Origin of the sequence: Haloarcula sp. K1 (assembly GCF_001647155.1) — an archaeon.
GTDB classification, from domain to species: domain Archaea; phylum Halobacteriota; class Halobacteria; order Halobacteriales; family Haloarculaceae; genus Haloarcula; species Haloarcula hispanica.
The window spans coordinates 119,429-138,725 of the sequence record NZ_LRHL01000023.1 but is presented as its reverse complement, the minus strand read 5'-3'; the positions used below and the strand labels follow the sequence as shown (position 1 = coordinate 138,725).

Here is a 19,297-nt window from a genome sequence, read left to right as displayed (position 1 = left end):
GCTGCTCCGCTGTCTCACCGACGACGTGGTTTACGTGTAAACCTCCCGTTATTCGGGGGTTACGTCGGAAGAATCAGTCATCCCTGTGAGCGTGGCACACACCGCGTGACCAGACATCCCGGACTCATCCGGGGCGTATTGGGACACACCTATGGAACAAACGACAACGGACCATGACACTGGTGGCATCGGCAGGCGACAACTGCTCTCCGCCGTCGGCGGCTCGGCCGTCGCCGCAGCACTCGCTGGCTGCTCGACGCTGCTGAGCGACGGTGAAACAGCGGACCAGGGCGGGCAGTCCGGTGGCGATATCTCCGACGACCCGATACAGGCCGGGTTGTTGACGTTCACGCGTGGCGCACCGGGCGTACTCGGTATCCAGGCCCAGCGCGGGGCCGAACTCGCCGTCCAGCGCATCAACGAAGCGGGCGGTGTCGGTGGACAACGCGAAATCGAACTGGACGTCGTCAACGAGGGGTCGAACCCGCTCGACAGCTACAACCAGTTCATCGAGGAGGGAAAAGAGGTCACGTTCGGCCCGATTTCCAGCGGCACGCACAGCCAGATCGCCCCCGAAGTCGAGAAAAACGAGATCATCAACGTCAGCACCGACGGGACGGTGACGACGCTCTACGAGGAGACCGTCCCTGACCCGACCTACTCCTTCCGTTTCCAGAACTACGACATCATGGAGGTGGTGACGATGGCCCGCGAGGCCGTCGAGCGCATCGGTGCGGACAACATCTCGACCGTCGCCGGGGTCAACCCCGGCTACTCCTTCGGCGAGGACGAGATGCGGGTGTTCACGCAGGCAATCCAGAAACTCACGGACGCCGAAATCGTCTACGAGGGGTTCCCGGAACTCGGAGCCAGCGACATGTCGAACCACATCACCTCGATCAACAACGAGGAGCCGGACGTGACCTTCTCCAGCCTGTGGGGCGGCGACGTGACGACATTCGTGCGACAGGCGAACGCCAACGACATGTTCGAGAACACGACGGTGTTCGGCACGACGCTGTACAGCGCGGCCGGCGACGTACCGGGCGACGCGCTGGCCGGGACGGATATCTACTCCGGGTCGCGCAACTACTACTGGGGGAAGCCGGCGCTGGGCAACTGGCAGCCCGGCCGGGAGCTGTTCGACGCCGCGACACAGCAAGAGGGCGTGACGGTCCCGACGGCTCACTACATGAGCGGCTACGGCGCGGTCACCGCGTGGGCGACGGCCGTCGAGAAGGCCATCGACCTGCTGGGCACCTACCCGAGCCAGGAGCAAATCGCGCAGGTTCTGGAGGGCCACGGCTTCTTCACACCGGCCGGCTACCACAACATGGCCGAGGACCACCAGGGCGCGTCGAACTCCTTCGCCGGCCAGATGGTGTACGACGACGACCTCGGCGCGGCCAGGCTCGACGACGTGAACACCTACGCGGCGACCGAGACCGCGCCGCCGCCGGGCGTCACCGGCAGCGACTGGCTGGACAGCTGGAGCGCCTGATACCGAGCCATGGCCGTAACACCCACAGCCGCGCTCGTCCAGACGCTCAACGGCATCCAGTTCGGGTTCATTCTGTTCATGATAGCCTCGGGCCTGACCGTCATCCTGGGCATCCTGGACGTCCTGAACCTGGCCCACGGAGAGTTGTTCTCCATCGGCGCGTACACCGCCATCGGTGTGTTCGGGTTTATTATCGGTGTCGTCGGCCCACCGGGGGGCGGCGTCGTCGGCACCGCCGTGTTCGTTCTCGCGGTTCTCGCAGCCGTTCTGGTGACAGCAGCCATCCTCCTCCCCGTCGGGACCCTCTTCGAGGCGGTGTTCCTCCGGCAGATCTACGACCGCGACCAGGTGTACCAGCTGGTGCTGACCTTCGCCCTCTTGCTCATCCTCCTCGACGTGAAGAAGTTCATCTGGGGGGACAGTTCGATACGGACCGACGCCGTGTACAGCGCCATCAACACGATTCCGACGAGCGAACTCGTCGGGCTGAACTACCCGACTTACAACGTGTTCGTCATCCTCGTCGGCTCGGTCGTCGTCGTGGGCCTGTTCTGGTTCTTCGAGCGCACAAAGACGGGGCGCATCATCCGCGCGACGGCCATCGACCGCGAGATGGCCACCGCCATCGGCGTCAGCACCGACCGCGTGTTCACGCTGGTGTTCGCGCTCGGAGCCTTCCTCGCCGGTTTCGCCGGTGCAATGGCGGTCCCGCCCACGTCGGCGACCCTGGAGATGGGCACCAACCCGCTGGTGCTCTCGTTCGTCGTCATCGTCATCGGCGGCCTGGGAAGCCTCCGCGGGGCGTTCGTCGGCGCGCTCCTGGTCGGCGTCATCCGGAGCTGGATGATCACGCTGTATCCGCCGGGTGAGATCGCCGCCCCGTTCGCTATCATGGCGCTAATCCTGCTAGTCAAGCCCGAAGGGCTGTTCGGGACATGGGGTGAGACAGCGTGAGGCCGGAGCGCGTCGACCGCGACGGGACGCCGGCGTATCGTTTCCTCGGGGTCGAAGTGACCCGTCGGGAAGCGGCCTTCCTCGTCCTCGGGGTCGTCGTTCTGTTCATCGTGCCGGACCTCACGACCGTCTCCGACAGCCTCCAGCTCAGCGTCATCCACCAGGGCCTGCTGTTCGGCTTCGCGGCGGTCGGACTGAACCTCCTGCTTCGCCACACGAAGCTCACGTCGTTCGGCCACGCGGCCTTCTTCGGCACCGGCGCGTACGCGACCGCAGTGCTGGCCCGCTACGCCGGCGTCCAGAGCGTCGGCCTGCTGTTGCTCGGGGCCATCGCCGCCGCGACGGTGATGGCGGCCATCATCGGAGTGCTATCCCTGCGACACACCGGGCTGTACTTCGCCCTCCTGACGCTGGCCTTCGGCCAGCTCCTGTACGCCATCGCGCTCGGCCAGAGCGCGCTCGGCGGGAGCGACGGGCTCCCGATCCGGCCGGGGCCGGCGAACCAGCCGCTCCTGTTCGGGACCGCGTTTAGCCCCGACGTGTACCAGATCTTGACGTATTACCTGACAGTGGTCGTCATCCTCATCGGCCTGTTCGTGATGTACCGCATCACGCAGTCGCCGTTCCGAAACGCCCTCGACGCCATCGGGCAGGAACGGACCCGGGCGCGGTTCATCGGCCTGCCGGTCCGCCGCTACGTCTGGGCCGCGTTCGTCATCTCGGGCATCTACGGCGGCGTCGCGGGCGGGCTGTACGCCGTCGTCCGCCAGTACGTCCGTCCGGAGGGGACGCTGTTTTTCCTCCGGTCCGGTGACATCCTGTTCATGGCGATTCTGGGTGGGTTCCGGACGCTTGCCGGCCCGCTCATCGGCGGTGTCGTCCTCGTCTTCCTGCAGGACGTTGGGCAGGACGTGACCCAGTACTACGATTTCCTGACGGGCGTAGTGCTCCTGATCCTGGTGTACGGCTTCCCGCGGGGAATCGTCGGCTCGCTCCGGTCCGGCGGCATCGTCAACACGCGGCTCAATGAACTGCGTCGAGAGCCCTCCGTCCTGTCATCGTGGGGCCGGACCGCCGTGCAATCGATAGAGCAGAAGGTGGCCGAGTCGCTGACCAGCCTGCGGATAATCCTCTTCGGAGTCGACTGATATGCTCGAAGCACGCAATCTGCGGAAGTCATTCGGTGAACTGGTCGCGACTGACGACATCACGCTTGAGTTCGGGAAAGAGGACGGCGAACTCGTCTTCATCGTCGGCCCGAACGGGGCCGGGAAGACGACGTTCATCAACCTGCTGACCGGCTTTCTCTCGCCGGACGAGGGCTCCATCGTCCTCGACGGCGACGACATCACCGGCATGTCGGCAAACGGGCGCGTCGACGCCGGCATCGCCCGGAGCTTCCAGGTCGTCAAGGTGTTCGAGGAGATGACGGTCCGTGAGAACCTCCGGACGGTCGTGCTGACCGAACAGGGCAAAACCTGGAGCCTGTTCTCGATGGCCGACGGCCACGCGGAAGTGGAGACCAAGGTCGATGAACTGCTTGCGAAGTTCCGGCTCGAAGACGCGGCCGATACCATTGCCGAGGAACTGCCCCACGGCGACCGGAAGCTACTGGACGTAGCGATGTCGTTCGGTCTCGACCCGGACTACCTCCTGCTCGACGAGCCGACCTCCGGGGTGTCGACCCGCGAGAAGGAGTACGTCATCGAGACGATTGTCGAGGTCGGCCGCGCCGAAGGCGTCACGACGGTTACCATCGAGCACGACATGGACATCGTCACCGAGTACGCCGACCGCGTCGTCGCCCTCCATCAGGGGACCGTCCACGGGGTCGGTCCGCCGACGATGCTCGAAACGGACGACGAACTCCGACGGCTCCTCCTGGGGGTGGGTGACGATGAGTAGCGACGCCCTGCTGTCCGTCCGCGGTCTCAACGCCGCCGTCGAGGGGTTTCAGGTGACCGAGGACGTCGACCTCGACGTAAACGCCGGCGAGGCGGTCGGTCTCGTGGGCCGGAACGGGGCCGGCAAGACGAGTACCTTCCGGGGCATCATGGGCCTGACGCCAGTCTGGAGCGGCTCGGTCCGGTTCCGCGGTGAGGAGCTGACCGACATCCGCTCGGAGCTGATTCCCAAGCGGGGCATCGGCTACCAGCCCGAGGACCGGAAGCTGTTCACCGGGATGACTGTCGACGAAAACTTCCGGCTCCCCATCTGGACCAGTGGGAAGGCCCGCGGTATCGACGACGAGGACGCGGTCATCGAGAGCGTCTACGACGTGCTGACCGAACTCGACGACCGCCGGGACGCGAAGGTCCAGAACCTCAGTGGCGGCCAGGCAAAGATGGTCGCTATTGGCCGGGCGCTAGCGCTTCAGCCCGACCTGCTCATCCTCGACGAACCGCTAGAGGGGCTAGCCCCGGTCGTCGTCGAGAGCCTCAAACGCTACATCCGGGAGATTAACGACCGCGACATCGCGGTGCTCATCGCGGAGTCCAACGTCACGCACGTCCCCGATGTCGTCGACCGCCTGTACGTCATCGAACGGGGCGACATCGTCGCCAGCGGCGACCCGGAGGAGTTGGCGGCCGACGAAGACATCCAGAAATTGATGCAGGGGAGCGGTACGGAGTAGCGGAAAACCGGAGCGCCGGATCGGTGGCCTACTCGGTCACGTCGTTCATCGCCGTCGTGACGCGGTCGAGGATTTTCCGCTGGCTGCGGCGCAGATTCTTCGAAATAGCCATCTTAGAGACATCGAACTCCTCGGCGAGCGACGACAGGGTGGCGTCCCGCGGCGTGTCGAAGTAGCCGCCCTCGACGGCTTTCTCCAGCGTGTCCCGCTCCACATCCGACAGCTCCCGGCAGCCATCGACCAGCCGCTTTGCCGAGTCGATGTTCTGCAGCAGGTCGTAGTAGTCTTCGAGGTCGACCGATTCGCGGGACCGGATGGTGTAGTCGTTGTCCCGCTCCAGTTCAGACAGGGTGCCCTCCGCGACGCGTTCGGTATCGAAGCCGACGTGCCAGATTTCCGACCCGTTCCGGATGCGGAACGGCCCGGTAATGTAGCCGCTGTGGTCGCGGATGACGCTCATCGCGTTCGTCTCGTCGATTCGTGAGCGGATGAGCGCCAGGTCGCCTTTCCGGCGGAGGAGCTGATAGGACTCCATGTGGTCGTGTGCTTCGAGCGCGTTCAGCCCGCGATCCAGTTCCTCCCGGTCTGCGCCGTTGACCATGATCCGCGTCTCCAACTCCCGCTCGACAGGGTGGAAATCCCACTGCTTGGCCAGAAACGACACTTCGTAGTCCCGTGTTGTGTCGATATACGGACAGTCGTACTGGACCATGTCCATCTCGAGCGAGATCATGAGTAATCAATCATGTTGAACTCTCTTAGTGATTGCCTATCCGCTACGTAACTCGACCGTGCCAGTTACGCCGCAAACCCTTTTGACTGCGGCAGTTAACTTTCGAGTATGTACGTCCGGGATGCGAAAAACCGAGAGGAAGTCTGGTTGCTCGACCGTATCGAGGAGATGGGGCTGGACGAGACGGCTTTCAGATCCCGGGACTACGTCGTCGCTATCGACGAGGAGAGCCACGAAAAGGCGGGCTTCGGCCGTATCCGTATCCACAAGGGCGACGAGGAGTCCGTCTGTGAACTGACCAGTATCGGCGTCCTGTCCGAATGGCGCAACCAAGGCGTCGGCGCACACGTCATCGAGCGCCTGGTCGAGTACGCGGGCGACGAGGGGTTCGACACAGTCTACTCGCTGACGAACGCCTCGGAGTATCTCTCGCAGTTCGGCTTCGAGCGCATCGAACCGGCGCAACTCCCCGACCGGCTCCGGGACCGGCTCGCGACCAAACAGGAGAACATCCAGCCCGACGCGGTGCCGCTCCGGGTGGCCATCGACCGCTTCGAAGTACCGGGGCACCTCCGCAAACGGTTCAAGCAGGCCAGTGCCGGCGAGTCCGAGGAACCCGAGCCGGAGGAGGGACCCGAGGACTTCGGCATCGATCCCGACGAAGCGACCTACAAGTACGACACGGGCGACTGATTATCCGACGACGGACGGATTATCTGACGTCGACGACTTCGATATCGAACACGAGCGTCTTGCCGGACAGTTCGTGGTTGAAATCCACCTCGACAGCGTCGTCTCGGACCGCAGTCACGTCCCCGTGGAGGCCGTTCTCGGCCTCGACGTGGAGCCCGACCTCCGGCTCTTTTCCGACCATACCCTCGAACGTCTCGGGGTCGTACTCGCGGACGCGGTCGGCCTGGAACTCTCCGTAGGCTTTCGCCGGAGGCACCGTGACAGTGGCCTCCTCACCCGCAGTCATTCCGGCGATGGCCTCGTCGATCCCTTCGATGATATCCCCTGCACCGACGGTGAAGGAAAGCGGTGCGTACTCGCTCGCCTCGACGCCCTGTGCCTCGATGAGTCCGTGCTCTCTGGCGACTTCGGGACGTGACGTATCGAAGACGCTTCCGTCCTCGAAGCGGCCGACGTACTCGATGGTGACGCCGTCTCCCGGTTCGATTGGCATACGTCCTCGATAGATACCGACGATATAAACCCACCTCGGAACAGCGCGCTGCCGTATCGTGACGGGATGTATTACAAACCGTGAAGGATTTAAGAACCCTTAAGCCTCCGCCGTCCGACAATCCGTCCATGTTTGACCCCGACGAGCTGGAAGAGATACGGGAGTCGAAGGCTCAGTGGGAGGAAGACGACGTCCAGCCCACCGTCGACCGCTTTGGCGAACGCAAGGAGACGTTCACCACGGACACCGAAGGTCACGAGGTAGACCGCCTGTACACCCCGGCCGACATCTCCGATCTCGACTACGAGGAGGACCTAGGGTTTCCCGGCCAAGAACCGTACACCCGCGGCGTGTATCCGACCGGCTATCGGGGTCGCCTCTGGACGATGCGCCAGTACGCCGGGATGGGAACTGCGACGGAGACCAACGAGCGGTTCAACTACCTGCTCGACCAGGGCCAGACTGGGCTCTCGATGGCCTTTGACCTGCCCACCCAGATGGGCTACGACTCCGACCACGCGATGGCTGCCGGCGAAGTCGGCAAAACCGGCGTCGCCATCGACTCGCTGGACGACATGGAGACCGTGTTCGACGGCATCCCGTTGGACGAGGTGTCGACGAGCATGACAATCAACGCCCCCGCGTCGGTGCTGCTGGCGATGTACATCGCCGTCGGCGACAAGCAAGGCGTCGACCGCGAGGAACTCCGCGGGACCATCCAGAACGACGTTCTCAAGGAGTACATCGCCCGGAACACGTTCATCTACCCGCCGGAGCCGTCGATGCGGCTCATCACCGACATCTTCGAGTTCTGTGCCGCCGAAACGCCGAAGTTCAACACCATCTCCATCTCGGGGTATCACATCCGCGAGGCCGGCTCGACGGCCGCTCAGGAAATCGCGTTCACGCTGGGGGACGGCATCGAGTACGTCGAGGCAGCCATCGAGGCCGGCCTCGATGTCGACGAGTTCGCCCCGCAACTGTCGTTCTTTTTCGCCTCCTACAACAACATCTTCGAGGAGGTGGCGAAGTTCCGGGCCGCGCGTCGCCTCTGGGCGAAAATCATGGACGAGCGCTTCGACGCCCAGAACCCCAAGTCCAAGCAACTGAAGTTCCACACTCAGACCGCCGGGTCGACGCTGACCGCCCAGCAGATCGAGAACAACGTCGTCCGCGTGTCCTACCAGGCACTCGCGGCGGTCCTCGGCGGGACCCAGAGCCTCCACACCAACGGCAAGGACGAGGCCATCGGCCTGCCGACCGAGCAGTCTGTCAGGACTGCGCTGCGGACCCAGCAAATACTCGCCCACGAATCCGGCGCGGCCGACACAATCGACCCGTTAGCCGGCAGCTACTACGTCGAGTCGCTGACCGACGAACTCGAAGCCGAGGCCCGCGACCTCATCGAGGAGGTGGACGACCGCGGCGGGATGCGCCGCTCCATCGAGGAGCAGTGGGTCCAGCGCCAGATCCAGGACGTGGCCTTCGAGCGCCAGCGCGAACAGGAGGCCGGCGAGCGCATCATCGTCGGCGTCAACGAGTATCAGGTCGAAGAAGAGGGCGAACAGGACATCGAGGAAGTCGACGAGGCCGTCGAACAGGCCCAGCAAGACAACGTGGCCACCGTCCGGGAGGAGCGCGACGAGGAGGCCGTCGAGGCGAAACTCGACGCGCTCCGGGGGGCCGCCGAGGGCGACGAGAACGTCATGCCCTACATCATCGACGCCGTGAAGGTGTACGCCACGACCGGCGAGGTGTGTGACGTGCTCCGGGACGTGTTCGGCGAGTACCAGCCCGGTTCGTCGATGTAAGGTCGGTCGAAACGCGGGACCGTCCTGTTTTCGAGCCATCTGTGCTCCAGAATTATAAGCTACCCCGGTGTACGGCCGTCCATGCGATTCGACCACGCCGGTATCGCAACTGACGACGCCGCCCCGCTCGCGGAACTGTTCGCCGAGGCTTTCGAAACACCGGTCGTCCACGAGGAGACGTTCGACGGCCTGCAGGTGACGTTTCTGGAGATGGGCAACGGGTACTTCGAACTGTTGGAACCGCTGCCGGACGCCGACGGCGCGATTCCCAGATATCTCGACAGCAACGGCCCGGGAATCCATCACGTCGCCTTGGAGACAGACGACATCGCTGCCGCGCTAGAGACAGTCAGTGACTGCGGCATCGACCTCATAGACGAGAAGCCGCGGCCCGGCGCGTGGGGACACGACGTGGCCTTTCTCCATCCGAAGACGACCGGTGGGGTGCTCGTGGAGTTAGTCGAACACTAATCGGCTTCTCGTCCCGGGCCCGGATTCACTCGTCGTCGAGCAACGCTGCAAACCGTTCTTCGGCACCGGGCGTGAGCCGCTCGGGCGGCTCCGCGAACCACGCCGCTCCAACGAGTTCCGACTCGTCCACATCGAGGCTTCCCTTCTTGTACTCCGCTTCGAGGTAGATGTCTAGCGTGTGTACCGACCCCTGTGCGTCGGTATCCGGATAGTACTTCGAGTGAACGACCTCTGCGACGCCGGTGACCGTACAGCGGATGCCGGTCTGTTCGTTGACGCGGCGGACGGCGGTCCCCTGTACCGATTCGTATTCGTCGCCTTTGCCGCCGCCCGGCAGCGCCCACATATCAGCGCCGCGGCCCAGCACCAGCAGAACGCGGTTGCGGGTGTCGCCGGCCGCCTGATCGGGTATCTGGTCGCTTAGCTCCGGGAACTCGGAGCCGTCCCGAGTGACGAACACGACGCTGTTTCCGGAGTAGCCGGTCCCGCGTGTCGCAGCGAACACGTCAGCGTATTCGTCGGGCGACAGCTCGAAGGCCTCCTCGGTGACCGGAACCTCGTCGTAGGCCGCTTCCAGGCTCGCAATGCGCTTGTCGACGTTCGTCTGGTTGATTTTCTCTGTGAGGTTCGCGTCGCCGGCCTCCGCGTCGGCCGGGGTGTCGTCGCCAGTCATACGAGGTGATACTGCGGGCCACCGATAAGTGCCGCGGTCCAGCCGATGAAAAAGAACTTGTATTCTGGTTGTCTGCTTCCGGACATGAAAGCGATTGTCCTCGCAGGCGGGTACGCCACCCGGCTCTGGCCTGTCACCAAGAACCGGCCCAAAATGCTGCTTCCAGTCGGTGAGACGACTGTCATCGACCGGATTCTGGGCGAACTGGAGAAGGACGATCGCATCTCGGACGTGTTCGTCAGTACGAATCAGCGCTTTGCCGACGACTTCCGGGACCACATCGCCGCGAGTAGTTTCGAGAAGCCGTCCCTGACCGTCGAGGAAACCGCCGAAGAGGACGAGAAGTTCGGCGTCGTCGGCGCGCTCGCCCAACTGGTCGACCGGGAGGGGCTCGGCGACGAGGACCTGCTGGTCATCGCCGGCGACAACCTCATCAGCTTCGACATCGCCGATTTCGTCGATTACTTCGAGCAGTACGGCGATCCCACGCTCGCCGCCTACGATGTCGGCTCGCGGGAGAAGGCGAGTTCCTACGGCCTCATCGAACTGGACGGCGAGGAAGTCACGGACTTTCAAGAGAAGCCCGACGACCCCAACAGCACGCTCGTCTCGATTGCCTGCTACGCGTTCCCGGCCGATGCGATTCGCTTCAACGAGTATCTCGAAGATGGAAACAACCCCGACGAACCCGGCTGGTTCATCCAGTGGCTCGTCGACGACGGTCCGGTCCGGGCGTTCACCTTCGACGACGCCTGGTACGACATCGGGACGCCCGAAAGCTATCTGGAGGCCGTCGCGTGGGAACTCGACGGCGACAACGTCGTCGCAGAGGACGCCACCATCGAGAACACCACGCTCGGCGAGAACGTCCACGTCCTCTCGGGGGCAGAAATCGTCAACTCCAGCCTCGACGGCACCATCGTGTTCCCGGACACGACCATCCTCGATTCGGACATCCGCGAGTCGATTATCGACCGGGATACGCAGGTCGAGAGTCTGGACCTCGCCGGAGCGCTCATCGGCGCACACACACAGTTGACGAACGGCGACTGACTCCGCCTAGCCGTCTTGATTCTCCCGATTACGCCAGCCACGCGTCTTCGATCTGTAGCGTCCCGCGACTGCCGTCCCACTCCGTCTCGTACTCCAGTTCGATCCGGCGGTCCATGTGTGGCCCGTCGGTGACGAGCGTCTCGAACTCGCCGCCTTCGCCGAGAATATGGACGCCGTACTCGTCGTTGAGCGCCTCCAGTTCGTCGAGCGCGTCGGCATCGAGCGTGCGACCCAGCCAGGACTCATCGAGCCCGTAGGCGGCCACGCGGATGATCCGTATCTCGAAGCCGGCGTCGAGCATCGCGTCGGCGAGGTCGCGTGGGTTCTCTTGCCACAGCGGCGCGAACACGTTGGCTTCGAGGCGGTCGGCCATCGATTCGATGCGGGTCGTCTGGTACTCGCTCTCGACTGCGCCAGCGGTGACGCCGGTGATGCCGCCGTCCAGTTCGGCGTCGAGTTCGCGTAGCGCGGCCTCCAGCGGTTCGAGTTCGGCGTCGCCCTGGTCGCCGGAGTCGAGCACGTCGTCGGCCTCGAAGTCATCGGGCTCGATTTCCACCAGCGGGATACCGATGCTCTCGGCGGCCAGGCGGGCCAGTCGAGTCGCCGGAACGTGGTACATGTAGGAGTCGCCCTCCGGGTGGACCGTCACCAGATGTTCGACAGGGTGGCCCCGTTCCAGTGCCCGGTACAACGCCCACGAGGAGTCTTTGCCGCCGGAGAACAGCGAAACCCACGCGCCGTCTGTCATAGCCGCCGGTAGCCGGCGGCGGCGTAAATCGCTGTCTATTCCACCAGTTCGTCCTCGATGTCGGTGTGGCTGACGTAGGTCGCCACCCGGACGCCGACGATGCTGATGAGGATACCTGCGAGGATGAACAGCCCGAGGCGGGTCCCCGCCTCCAGCGAGAACCCCTGAATCTGTACGATGCCGAGGTTCGTCTCCGGCACGTGAAACGGCTCGAACACGCCACCGCGTTCGAGGAAGTACGCAGAAAAGCCGCGAACGACCAGCCCGACCGCGACCGCACCGAAGGGGAGGTTCACGTACGCGCTCCGGACCCCTTCCTGCTGGATGAGTTCGTCCAGCAGGCGGCCCAGCGAGGCGGCCAGTGCCGCGCCGGTCAGCCACGGGACGGACGCGAAGGCAAAGCGGTTCGCAAGCAGGAAGGGGCTGATATCGCCGACCGCCGAGACGCCCAGCACGCCGGCGAAGATGCCGACGAGCGAAAGGCCGGCGGCGACGACGTAGGTCACGAGCGACACCTGTCCCGAGTACAGGGCTTCCCGGGTCTGGCTGGGAAGTCGGGAGAGGTATGCGTCGATACCCAGTCCCTTGTAGATGAGGAACACGCCGATGGCGGCCGCGATAGCGCCGACGGCGATGGTCGGGCTGGTGACGACGAGCAACAGCGGGAACGCGAGCATGATGATCCCGACGGGGACCAGCACCGTCTTGCGCAGTTCCTCGTCGGCCAGGAACTGCTTGAGCAGGTAGTACGTGGATTCGATGTCGCGGGCCTGACGAACGACGACCCGGTCGACGGCGTCGACCTGGACGCGACTCTCGATGATGGGAACCAGCCGCTCGTCGTCGGCACTGTCGACGACGACGACCGCGGAGTCCGGGTCGTGCTTGGCGACCAGATCGTCGATCTGGCTGGCGATCTCCCGGTCCGAGCCGACACTGTCGCTCCCGCCGCCGACGACGGCAAGCACCGGCGAGGACCCCTCGGCTTCGAGTTCGTCCGCGACCGCGAGCCCTTCCAGCAAACAGTTGACCCGGCTGTCTTCCGGGTCAACGACGCCCGTCTGCGTGATGAGTGACTCGACGGCGTCGCGGCCGACGACGGGACACGCCGCTGCGGCCGGACTGTCCCTGTCGATACACACCACCAGCGTAGTCACACTACGGCGAAGGCGGTCCCCGAATAAAAAACCTCCCGAGCTATCGCCGGAAGGAGAGGCCCTCGATATCGCCGTCGGCGACGCCGGCGATACCCGCGCCGAGGGCGAAGGCGACCTGCTGTGCGCCTCCGCGGAGTTTGCCGGTCAGGCCGCGCTCGGGCTCGTACTCCTTGATCGTCACAGCCTCGCCCAGCCGTTGCTCCAGGCTCGCCTCGACGTCGTCGCGCGTGCCGAGCCGGTCGACGAGCCCACGCTCTTCGGCCTCGTCGCCGAGGAAGATGCGCGCTTCGGTGTCCTTGAGCGTCTCGGCGTCCATCTCGCGGCCCTCGGCAACGGTGTCGATGAACTGGTCGTAGTAGTCGTCGACGATACCCTGGAGGTACTCGCGCTCGTCCTCGGTCATCTCCTTCAACGGCACGCCGGCGTCCTTGTACTCGCCGGCGGTGAACTGCTCGTAGGAGAGGCCAAGCCGGTCGGCCAGTTCCTTGGCGTTGACCCGCGAGCCGACGACGCCGATCGAGCCGACGATAGAGCCCTCGCGCGCCCAGAGCTCGTCACAGCCGGCGGCGATGTCGTAGCCGCCGCTGGCACAGACGTCCGTGGCGTAGGCGATGGTCGGGCCGTCGAACTCCTCGGCGGCGATGCGGATGTCCTCGCTGGGGACGATTTCGCCGCCCGGCGTGTTCAGTTTCAGGAGCAGCGCCTCTGAGCCCCGGTCCGCGTCGGCACGGTCTATCTGTTCGACGATGTCGTCGGCCGACGCGCCCACCGGTGGACTGGTGATGCCGCCACCGCCGTCACGGCTGATCGGCCCTTCGACGGCGACCTCCGCGACGTTGTGTGCCGGGAGGAGGGAACCGGCGATGTTGCTGCCGATACGGGCGGTGGCGACGGCGACAGCGACGACCAGCAGGACGCCGAGCAACTGGGCGAGGTTGTCGGGCGTTCTGACGAACAGCACCCAGCCCAGGACCGTGCCGATACCGACCACAATTACGACCAGTAACCCACGAACGATGTCGTCTGTGCCCGCCATTACTGATACATCCCGAGCGGCTGTGCGCTCGTGCTCTCCTCCTGATTTTCCTGAAGCTGCTGTGCGAGTTGCGCCTTGGCTCGACCGATTTCCTCGGCCTGCTCGACCAGTGCCTCGGTATCGACCTCGAAGTCGGCCAGCGGGCTTATCGCCGTCTGCAGGAGCGCCCGCGCCGCTTCCGGGTCAGGAAAGCGCTGATCGGCCTCGACGATGAGCCCGATGCTCGTCAGCCCGACCCGCTGTGATTCGTGGACCAGCGCCCCGGTCGGCCCGGTGATCGCGCCGTTCTCCGAGGGCGAGTCCACGTTCGCCTCCTCCAGCATCGCCGCCCCGTCGCCGGTTGAGACGCCGTACACGTCCGGTACACCGTCTTTCTCGGCAGGACGGCCGCTGAGGTAGATCGGCGTCGCGTCGTTGGCCTCGAACCAGCTGACCATACAGCCGGCGAACTCCTTCGCGCCGGACGGGGAGATCGGTGCATCGCTCTGGAGGACGAGCAGGTCACGGCCCTCATCCGCGTACAGTCGGACCGGCGGGCGAACGTCCGGATCGTCCGTCCCGTACACGGCGATTTCTGGCAGTCCCTCGCAGTGGGCTGACGCGTAGTACTCCATATCGTAGACGTCGACGAGATGGTCGGCGGCTATCTTGCCGACGAGTCCGACGCCCGGGAGCCCCTCGACCAGTGTCGGGGAATCGAGCGAAATGTCGTCGCGGTGGACCTGTATGTGTGCCATGTCTGTGGTATCGGCCGCCGGCGGCTTGAAAGCCATGGGCCAGTGCCGTTCGAAACCCACAAACCGACCGCCAGCGAACGCCGGACAATGGAACCACTCGACCGCTACCGACCCATCATCGACGACTTCGAGGCGTTCATCGACGCATGTGAACGCCCGCTACCGTCGGCTGTCAGGGTCAACACCATCAAAGCCTCCGTCGAGAGGGTCCGAACGGCGCTTGCGGACGCGGACATCGCCTACGAACCCGTCGACTGGCACGACGGCCTGTTCGTCCTGCCCGAGGACTCCCCCGGCGCGAACTGGCCGTACTTCCACGGCTGGATTCACGGGCAGGAGGAAGTGTCCGTGATTCCGGCGACCGTACTGGACCCCCAGCCTGGCGAGCGAGTCTGGGACGCCTGTGCGGCACCGGGGAGCAAGACGACCCAGCTCGCCGCGCTGATAGAGGACACCGGCGAAGTCGTCGCGACCGACAACAACCTCGGACGGATTTCGGCGCTACGGACCAACACTGAGCGGCTGGGCGCGACCACGGTCGCTGTCACCCACGAGGACGGGCGCAACCACTCGCTCAAGCCCTTCGGCGGCGAGGGATACGACCGGGCACTCGTTGACGTCCCCTGTTCCTGTGAAGGGACCATTCGAAAGAACCCCGATACGCTGGAAGATTGGACGCTCTCGCACGTCGAAGGCATCTCCGGCGTCCAGAAAGGAATCCTCAAGCGAGCCGTCGAAGTGACCGAACCCGGCGGAACCGTCGTTTACTCCACCTGCACATTTGCCCCGGAGGAAAACGAGGCCGTACTGGACTACGTTCTCGGCGAGACGGCCTGCGAAATTGTGGACTACGACCTCCCGCTCGACCACGCCCCCGGCATCACCGAGTGGCAGGACGAGACATTCGACCCCAGCGTCGCCGACGCCAAGCGCATCTACCCGCATCACAACGACACGGGCGGGTTCTTCTGTGCGAAACTGGAGGTACCCGCGGAATGAGCGACCAGAGCACGGAGTTCACGCGGCTCCCAGAGACAGACGAAGAGCGAGAAGACCCCGAGCGGGCGACCCGCGAGGAAGTCCTCGACTTCTGGACCGAGCGGTTCGGCGTCCCGCCGGAGACTTTCGAGGGATACACGTTCTGGGAACGCGGCGCTGGCAAACTGTGGCTGTATCAGGGGAGTCCGCCATCGCCTGTCGACATCGAGGGCCTTGGAATGACGTTCCTGCGGACGCGCCAGGAACACTGGAAGCCGACGCTGGAGGCCGTCCAGCGATTCGGCGAGCACGCCAGCCAGAACGTCATTCACCTCGACGAGGACACTGCCCGAGCGTTCGTCGCGGGCGAGGATCAGGAACTCGACTGGGACGGCGACTGGGGGTATCTCGTCGTCACCCACGACCTCGCCGGCGAGGCCGAACCGGTCGGCGTCGGCCTGTACGTGTACGGCGAACTCAGGTCCCAGGTGCCGAAAGGACGTCGCCGAGAGGTCTAACCCGAGGACCCACCCGTCCCACTGAGAACCGATTAGCCACTGGAAGACTTCGCGGCCGGCGTTCCCTGCATCGCGTACAACTCCGCGTACGTGCCGTCGTCGTCAAGCAGTTCGGCGTGGCTGCCCCGTTCTGTGACCTGCCCGTCCTCGACGGTGTAGATTCGGTCGGCGTTAGAGACGGTCGAGAGCCGATGGGCGATTGCGATCACGGTCTGGTCCCCGTCGAGCGTCTCGACGGTTCGATGGATTTGCCGTTCCAGGTTCGAGTCGAGGTCGCTGGTGGCTTCATCGAGTACGAGTATCTCTGCGTCCGTCAGCAGCGCGCGGGCCAGTGCGACGCGCTGGCGTTGCCCGCCGGAGAGTTTCACGCCGTCGTCGCCCAGCACCGTGTCGAGCCCCTGCGGAAGGTCATCGAGAAATTCGAGGACGAGGGCCTTCTCGGCGACCTCGTACAGCGTCTCGTCGGAGATATCCCTGCCGACGGTGAGGTTGTACCGCAAGGAGTCGTTGAAGATATGCGGGTCCTGTCGGACCATCGCAACAGCGTCACGCCATTCGTCGAGGGCATAGGTCGAAATCGGCGTCCCGTTCGCCAGAACGTCACCGCTATCCGGCGCATAGAGCCGAGTGAGCAGCGAGACGACTGTCGATTTGCCACCACCGGACTCACCGACGATACCGACGAACTCGCCTCGCTCGACAGCCATCGAGAAGTCCGCGAGCACTGGCTCGTCCTCGTAGGCGAACGAGACGTTCTCGAACGCGACTTCCTCGATGCAGTCCGGGACTGGCTGCCCGCCAGTGGGCTCCTGCTGGGTTTCGAGGCGGTCGATGAACTGGTGGGTGCGAACCAGATGTGGGAGCTCTCCCTCGACGGCGTAGATGGTAGAATTGAGCGAACTCAGTCGGGGCGCGAGTCGGAGCATCGCGAACAGGAACACGCCGAGTTCCGCGATAGACAGCGCCCGAAAACTGATTGCGACGTAGACGAGCCCAAACAGGAGCAGCGAGACCGAGAGCCGATAGAAGCTACCGATTGCGACCTCGTTCCGGCGAACGGCGATGCTGGTCGAGGTGTATCGGTCGAGCGTGGCCCGGAACTCGGCAAGCAGTCCGTCGCGCATACCGAACAGCTTCACGTCACGGATACCTTGCGTCCCCGCCTGTGTTGTCTCCTGTAGCTGTTCGTTTGCCGTCGCCACACGGTCGCCAACGGCGTACCCGGGCTCGATGCCGTATCTGATGATCGCCGTGACACCGCCGAGAGCGACAGCTGCACCGACTGCCAGCACCGGAGCGATAGCGAGTGCGATCCCGATATACACTAGACAGAGGATTGCCTGCTGGAAGAACTGGATAATCCGGCCGATGACACGGCCAGCGTACCGGGTCTGTGTCAGAATCGTGTTCATGATGTCGTCGGAGCCCTTGTCGTCGTAGTAGGCGACCGACGCGCCCATCGCCAGTTCATAGGCCCTGTTCTTGAGATCGCGTTCGTACGTCTGTGTAAGCTTCGCCGCGAGCCACTTCACCGCAAACGATGCCGTGAACCGGACGACCATCACGCACGCGAGACCGAGTAACAGGGATTCGAGCGTGAGCGGCAGTCCGGCGGCGGCGTACGCGGACAGGAACTGGCCGGTGACGCCGTCCGCCTGCAGTGGGAGGCCTTGCCCGCCCTGTGCAGCGTCGAGTATGGGAAACAGGAACGAGAGGCCAACGCCCTCCAGCAGCATCACGAAGAGGCTGGCGGCGACGATACTCCCCGTCAGTGCCGGACGATACAGTGCCACACGGCGCAGCGATGCGTATTTTTCACTGACGGAGGGAGTATCAGTCATTGTTCCGGATGCGAGTGCTATGTAACATAGTTACCGACTCACTACGGTTGGGCAGTACGGGAGCGAAGGGAGCGTCTACCACCTGTCTGGGTTGTGACGGCGACGAAAAGAGGCCATAACAAATAGTGCGAGTATCCCTGGAGTCCTCATATGGTCGCGATAGATTCTGGATCGACTGTCGTCGCAACTGATAACTGTGTGACCACGACTATCGACGGCGAGATCGTGCTGCTCAACAACGAGACGGGGCGGTACCAGGGCCTGTCGGGCGTCGGCCCGGACATCTGGGACCGAATCCAGGAACCGACGGAACCAGCGGCTATCGTCTCAACGCTAGTCGAGGAGTACGATGTCGACAGAGACCGAGTGGCAACTGACGTGGAACGATTCCTGGAAACGCTTGCCGCGGAGCAACTCGTCAAGATCGATGCGAGCCCGACTCCGTGAGTTCAGGGCGTTGCCACGGGCGCAGAAGCTATTGCTCTGTGAAGCTGTGGTACTGATCGTTGCGAGCAAGGTATTGCTTGCAGTCGCTGGGCTGGAGGACGCAGAGCGATATTTCGGTATAGTCTCTCAGTACCTCCCGTGTCATCGTCAGTCCGGGTCACCAGAGTCAGTGCGGTGGGCGGTTCTGACAGCGGGATCACGTCTTCCGGGCACCTACGATTGTCTTGACCGAGCGCTCACTGGTAGCACACTGCTGGTAGCCAACAACCTGCCGCATCGTCTCCGCTTCGGCGTGGACACCCAGTCCGAGACGTTCGAGGCTCACGCTTGGATCGAGTCTAACGGGGCTGTCCTTATCGGGGATGTCGACGACTTCGGGCGCTTCCGCACACTCACGGAACGCGAAGTACGTGGCTAACGGATAGTAAACACGCTATTCTGTGTGAATTCAACGGTAATGGATACTATAACAAATACACCTACATCTGAAACCAGAGGCGGGGGTAACCCATGAAGGAATACGAAACGCCGTCGGTCGAAACGTATGGAACTGTCGAAGAAAAGACGAACTGGTGGGACCACGACGACGGATACGGGAAGTGGAGCTAAAGTCCGCAGTCGGTTCACGTATCTAACTGATCCCTCCTTTATTGATCCCCGACACTGGCACCGGTCAATGGCTACGTCGTGACGGTTTCGTGGCTGTGTGTCGGAAGTAGAGAGCGCATTCTTATCCACCACAGAAGTCAAGCGATCTGGTATGAACCAGGGGTGTCGTAGATGGGGTGTGTTTCAGCACGGACGGAATCGATGGACAA

General features: G+C 63.9%; 21 protein-coding genes. 13 read left to right on the top strand and 8 right to left on the bottom strand.

All coding sequences use genetic code 11. The annotated features are described in order from the left end of the window. Nucleotides 1-151 precede the first annotated feature (151 nt). The 5 genes from AV929_RS08165 to AV929_RS08145 are packed head-to-tail and all read left to right on the top strand — an operon-like array spanning nt 152 to nt 5,090. A complete protein-coding gene (locus AV929_RS08165; RefSeq protein WP_064287962.1) occupies nt 152-1,501 on the top strand; it encodes an ABC transporter substrate-binding protein in 1,350 nt (449 codons plus the stop codon). A gap of 9 nt (nt 1,502-1,510) precedes the next feature. Continuing rightward, on the top strand, nt 1,511-2,455 hold the full coding sequence (locus AV929_RS08160; protein WP_064287961.1) for a branched-chain amino acid ABC transporter permease: 945 nt from the start codon (nt 1,511-1,513) through the stop codon (nt 2,453-2,455). Continuing rightward, nucleotides 2,452-3,603 carry a branched-chain amino acid ABC transporter permease gene (locus AV929_RS08155; RefSeq protein ID WP_064287960.1) on the top strand — a complete coding sequence of 384 codons (1,152 nt, stop codon included), beginning with the start codon at nt 2,452-2,454 and terminating at the stop codon, nt 3,601-3,603. The genes AV929_RS08160 and AV929_RS08155 overlap by 4 nt, the downstream gene beginning before the upstream one ends. A 1-nt stretch (nt 3,604) precedes the next feature. After that, complete coding sequence (locus tag AV929_RS08150) at nt 3,605-4,360, top strand: ABC transporter ATP-binding protein (RefSeq protein ID WP_064287959.1); 756 nt, start codon at nt 3,605-3,607, stop codon at nt 4,358-4,360. Further along, the gene (locus AV929_RS08145; protein WP_014040171.1) at nt 4,353-5,090 is read left to right on the top strand and encodes an ABC transporter ATP-binding protein; all 738 of its coding nucleotides are present in this window, start codon (nt 4,353-4,355) and stop codon (nt 5,088-5,090) included. Before AV929_RS08150 ends, AV929_RS08145 begins: the two co-directional genes overlap by 8 nt. A gap of 28 nt (nt 5,091-5,118) precedes the next feature. On the opposite strand, the gene AV929_RS08140 is transcribed toward AV929_RS08145, so the two are convergent. Then, complete coding sequence (locus tag AV929_RS08140) at nt 5,119-5,823, bottom strand: helix-turn-helix domain-containing protein (protein WP_014040170.1); 705 nt, start codon at nt 5,821-5,823, stop codon at nt 5,119-5,121. A 108-nt stretch (nt 5,824-5,931) separates the two neighbouring features. Here AV929_RS08140 and AV929_RS08135 point away from each other — a divergent pair, with 108 nt between their 5' ends. Next, complete coding sequence (locus AV929_RS08135; RefSeq protein WP_064287958.1) at nt 5,932-6,516, top strand: GNAT family N-acetyltransferase; 585 nt, start codon at nt 5,932-5,934, stop codon at nt 6,514-6,516. Nucleotides 6,517-6,535: 19 nt separating this feature from the next. On the opposite strand, the gene AV929_RS08130 is transcribed toward AV929_RS08135, so the two are convergent. Then, nucleotides 6,536-7,009 (bottom strand): peptidylprolyl isomerase, encoded by a 474-nt coding sequence (locus AV929_RS08130; RefSeq protein ID WP_064287957.1) that lies wholly within the window; start codon nt 7,007-7,009, stop codon nt 6,536-6,538. A gap of 128 nt (nt 7,010-7,137) precedes the next feature. Here AV929_RS08130 and AV929_RS08125 point away from each other — a divergent pair, with 128 nt between their 5' ends. After that, a complete protein-coding gene (locus tag AV929_RS08125; RefSeq protein ID WP_004961982.1) occupies nt 7,138-8,820 on the top strand; it encodes a methylmalonyl-CoA mutase in 1,683 nt (560 codons plus the stop codon). Nucleotides 8,821-8,901: 81 nt separating this feature from the next. Continuing rightward, the gene (gene mce / locus AV929_RS08120) at nt 8,902-9,291 is read left to right on the top strand and encodes a methylmalonyl-CoA epimerase (protein ID WP_064287956.1); all 390 of its coding nucleotides are present in this window, start codon (nt 8,902-8,904) and stop codon (nt 9,289-9,291) included. Nucleotides 9,292-9,316: 25 nt separating this feature from the next. Here the strand turns inward: mce and AV929_RS08115 are convergent, their stop codons facing one another. Beyond that, a complete protein-coding gene (locus AV929_RS08115; protein ID WP_064287955.1) occupies nt 9,317-9,964 on the bottom strand; it encodes an NUDIX hydrolase in 648 nt (215 codons plus the stop codon). An 84-nt stretch (nt 9,965-10,048) separates the two neighbouring features. On the opposite strand from AV929_RS08115, the gene AV929_RS08110 reads away from it, so the two are divergent. Next, complete coding sequence (locus AV929_RS08110) at nt 10,049-11,017, top strand: sugar phosphate nucleotidyltransferase (protein ID WP_023843233.1); 969 nt, start codon at nt 10,049-10,051, stop codon at nt 11,015-11,017. Between the two features lie 28 nt (nt 11,018-11,045). Here the strand turns inward: AV929_RS08110 and AV929_RS08105 are convergent, their stop codons facing one another. Genes AV929_RS08105 through AV929_RS08090 form a run of 4 tightly spaced genes read right to left on the bottom strand, consistent with a single transcriptional unit; the run spans nt 11,046 to nt 14,731 of the window. Then, nucleotides 11,046-11,765 carry a diphthine--ammonia ligase gene (locus AV929_RS08105; RefSeq protein WP_014040163.1) on the bottom strand — a complete coding sequence of 240 codons (720 nt, stop codon included), beginning with the start codon at nt 11,763-11,765 and terminating at the stop codon, nt 11,046-11,048. Between the two features lie 35 nt (nt 11,766-11,800). Next, entirely contained in the window at nt 11,801-12,922 is a 1,122-nt protein-coding gene (locus AV929_RS08100) for a DUF373 family protein (protein ID WP_064287954.1), read from the bottom strand. A 40-nt stretch (nt 12,923-12,962) separates the two neighbouring features. Continuing rightward, the gene (gene sppA, locus AV929_RS08095; RefSeq protein ID WP_050037941.1) at nt 12,963-13,958 is read right to left on the bottom strand and encodes a signal peptide peptidase SppA; all 996 of its coding nucleotides are present in this window, start codon (nt 13,956-13,958) and stop codon (nt 12,963-12,965) included. Then, entirely contained in the window at nt 13,958-14,731 is a 774-nt protein-coding gene (locus AV929_RS08090) for a proteasome assembly chaperone family protein (protein WP_079980829.1), read from the bottom strand. Before AV929_RS08090 ends, sppA begins: the two co-directional genes overlap by 1 nt. A 51-nt stretch (nt 14,732-14,782) precedes the next feature. Here AV929_RS08090 and AV929_RS08085 point away from each other — a divergent pair, with 51 nt between their 5' ends. Both AV929_RS08085 and AV929_RS08080 read left to right on the top strand, forming a co-directional pair. Then, the gene (locus tag AV929_RS08085; RefSeq protein ID WP_014040159.1) at nt 14,783-15,694 is read left to right on the top strand and encodes an RsmB/NOP family class I SAM-dependent RNA methyltransferase; all 912 of its coding nucleotides are present in this window, start codon (nt 14,783-14,785) and stop codon (nt 15,692-15,694) included. After that, nucleotides 15,691-16,191, top strand: a complete 501-nt coding sequence (locus tag AV929_RS08080) for a hypothetical protein (protein ID WP_014040158.1) — start codon at nt 15,691-15,693, stop codon at nt 16,189-16,191. Before AV929_RS08085 ends, AV929_RS08080 begins: the two co-directional genes overlap by 4 nt. 32 nt (nt 16,192-16,223) lie before the next feature. Here AV929_RS08080 and AV929_RS08075 read toward each other — a convergent pair whose 3' ends face one another. Next, nucleotides 16,224-18,032: an ABC transporter ATP-binding protein gene (locus tag AV929_RS08075; protein WP_064287953.1), complete on the bottom strand. Its 1,809-nt coding sequence runs from the start codon at nt 18,030-18,032 to the stop codon at nt 16,224-16,226. Nucleotides 18,033-18,182: 150 nt separating this feature from the next. Between AV929_RS08075 and AV929_RS08070 the strand changes: the two genes are divergently transcribed. Next, nucleotides 18,183-18,479 (top strand): PqqD family peptide modification chaperone, encoded by a 297-nt coding sequence (locus tag AV929_RS08070; protein ID WP_023843231.1) that lies wholly within the window; start codon nt 18,183-18,185, stop codon nt 18,477-18,479. Continuing rightward, a complete protein-coding gene (locus AV929_RS08065; RefSeq protein ID WP_318526335.1) occupies nt 18,382-18,897 on the top strand; it encodes a lasso peptide biosynthesis B2 protein in 516 nt (171 codons plus the stop codon). Before AV929_RS08070 ends, AV929_RS08065 begins: the two co-directional genes overlap by 98 nt. The last annotated feature ends 400 nt before the right edge of the window (nt 18,898-19,297 follow it).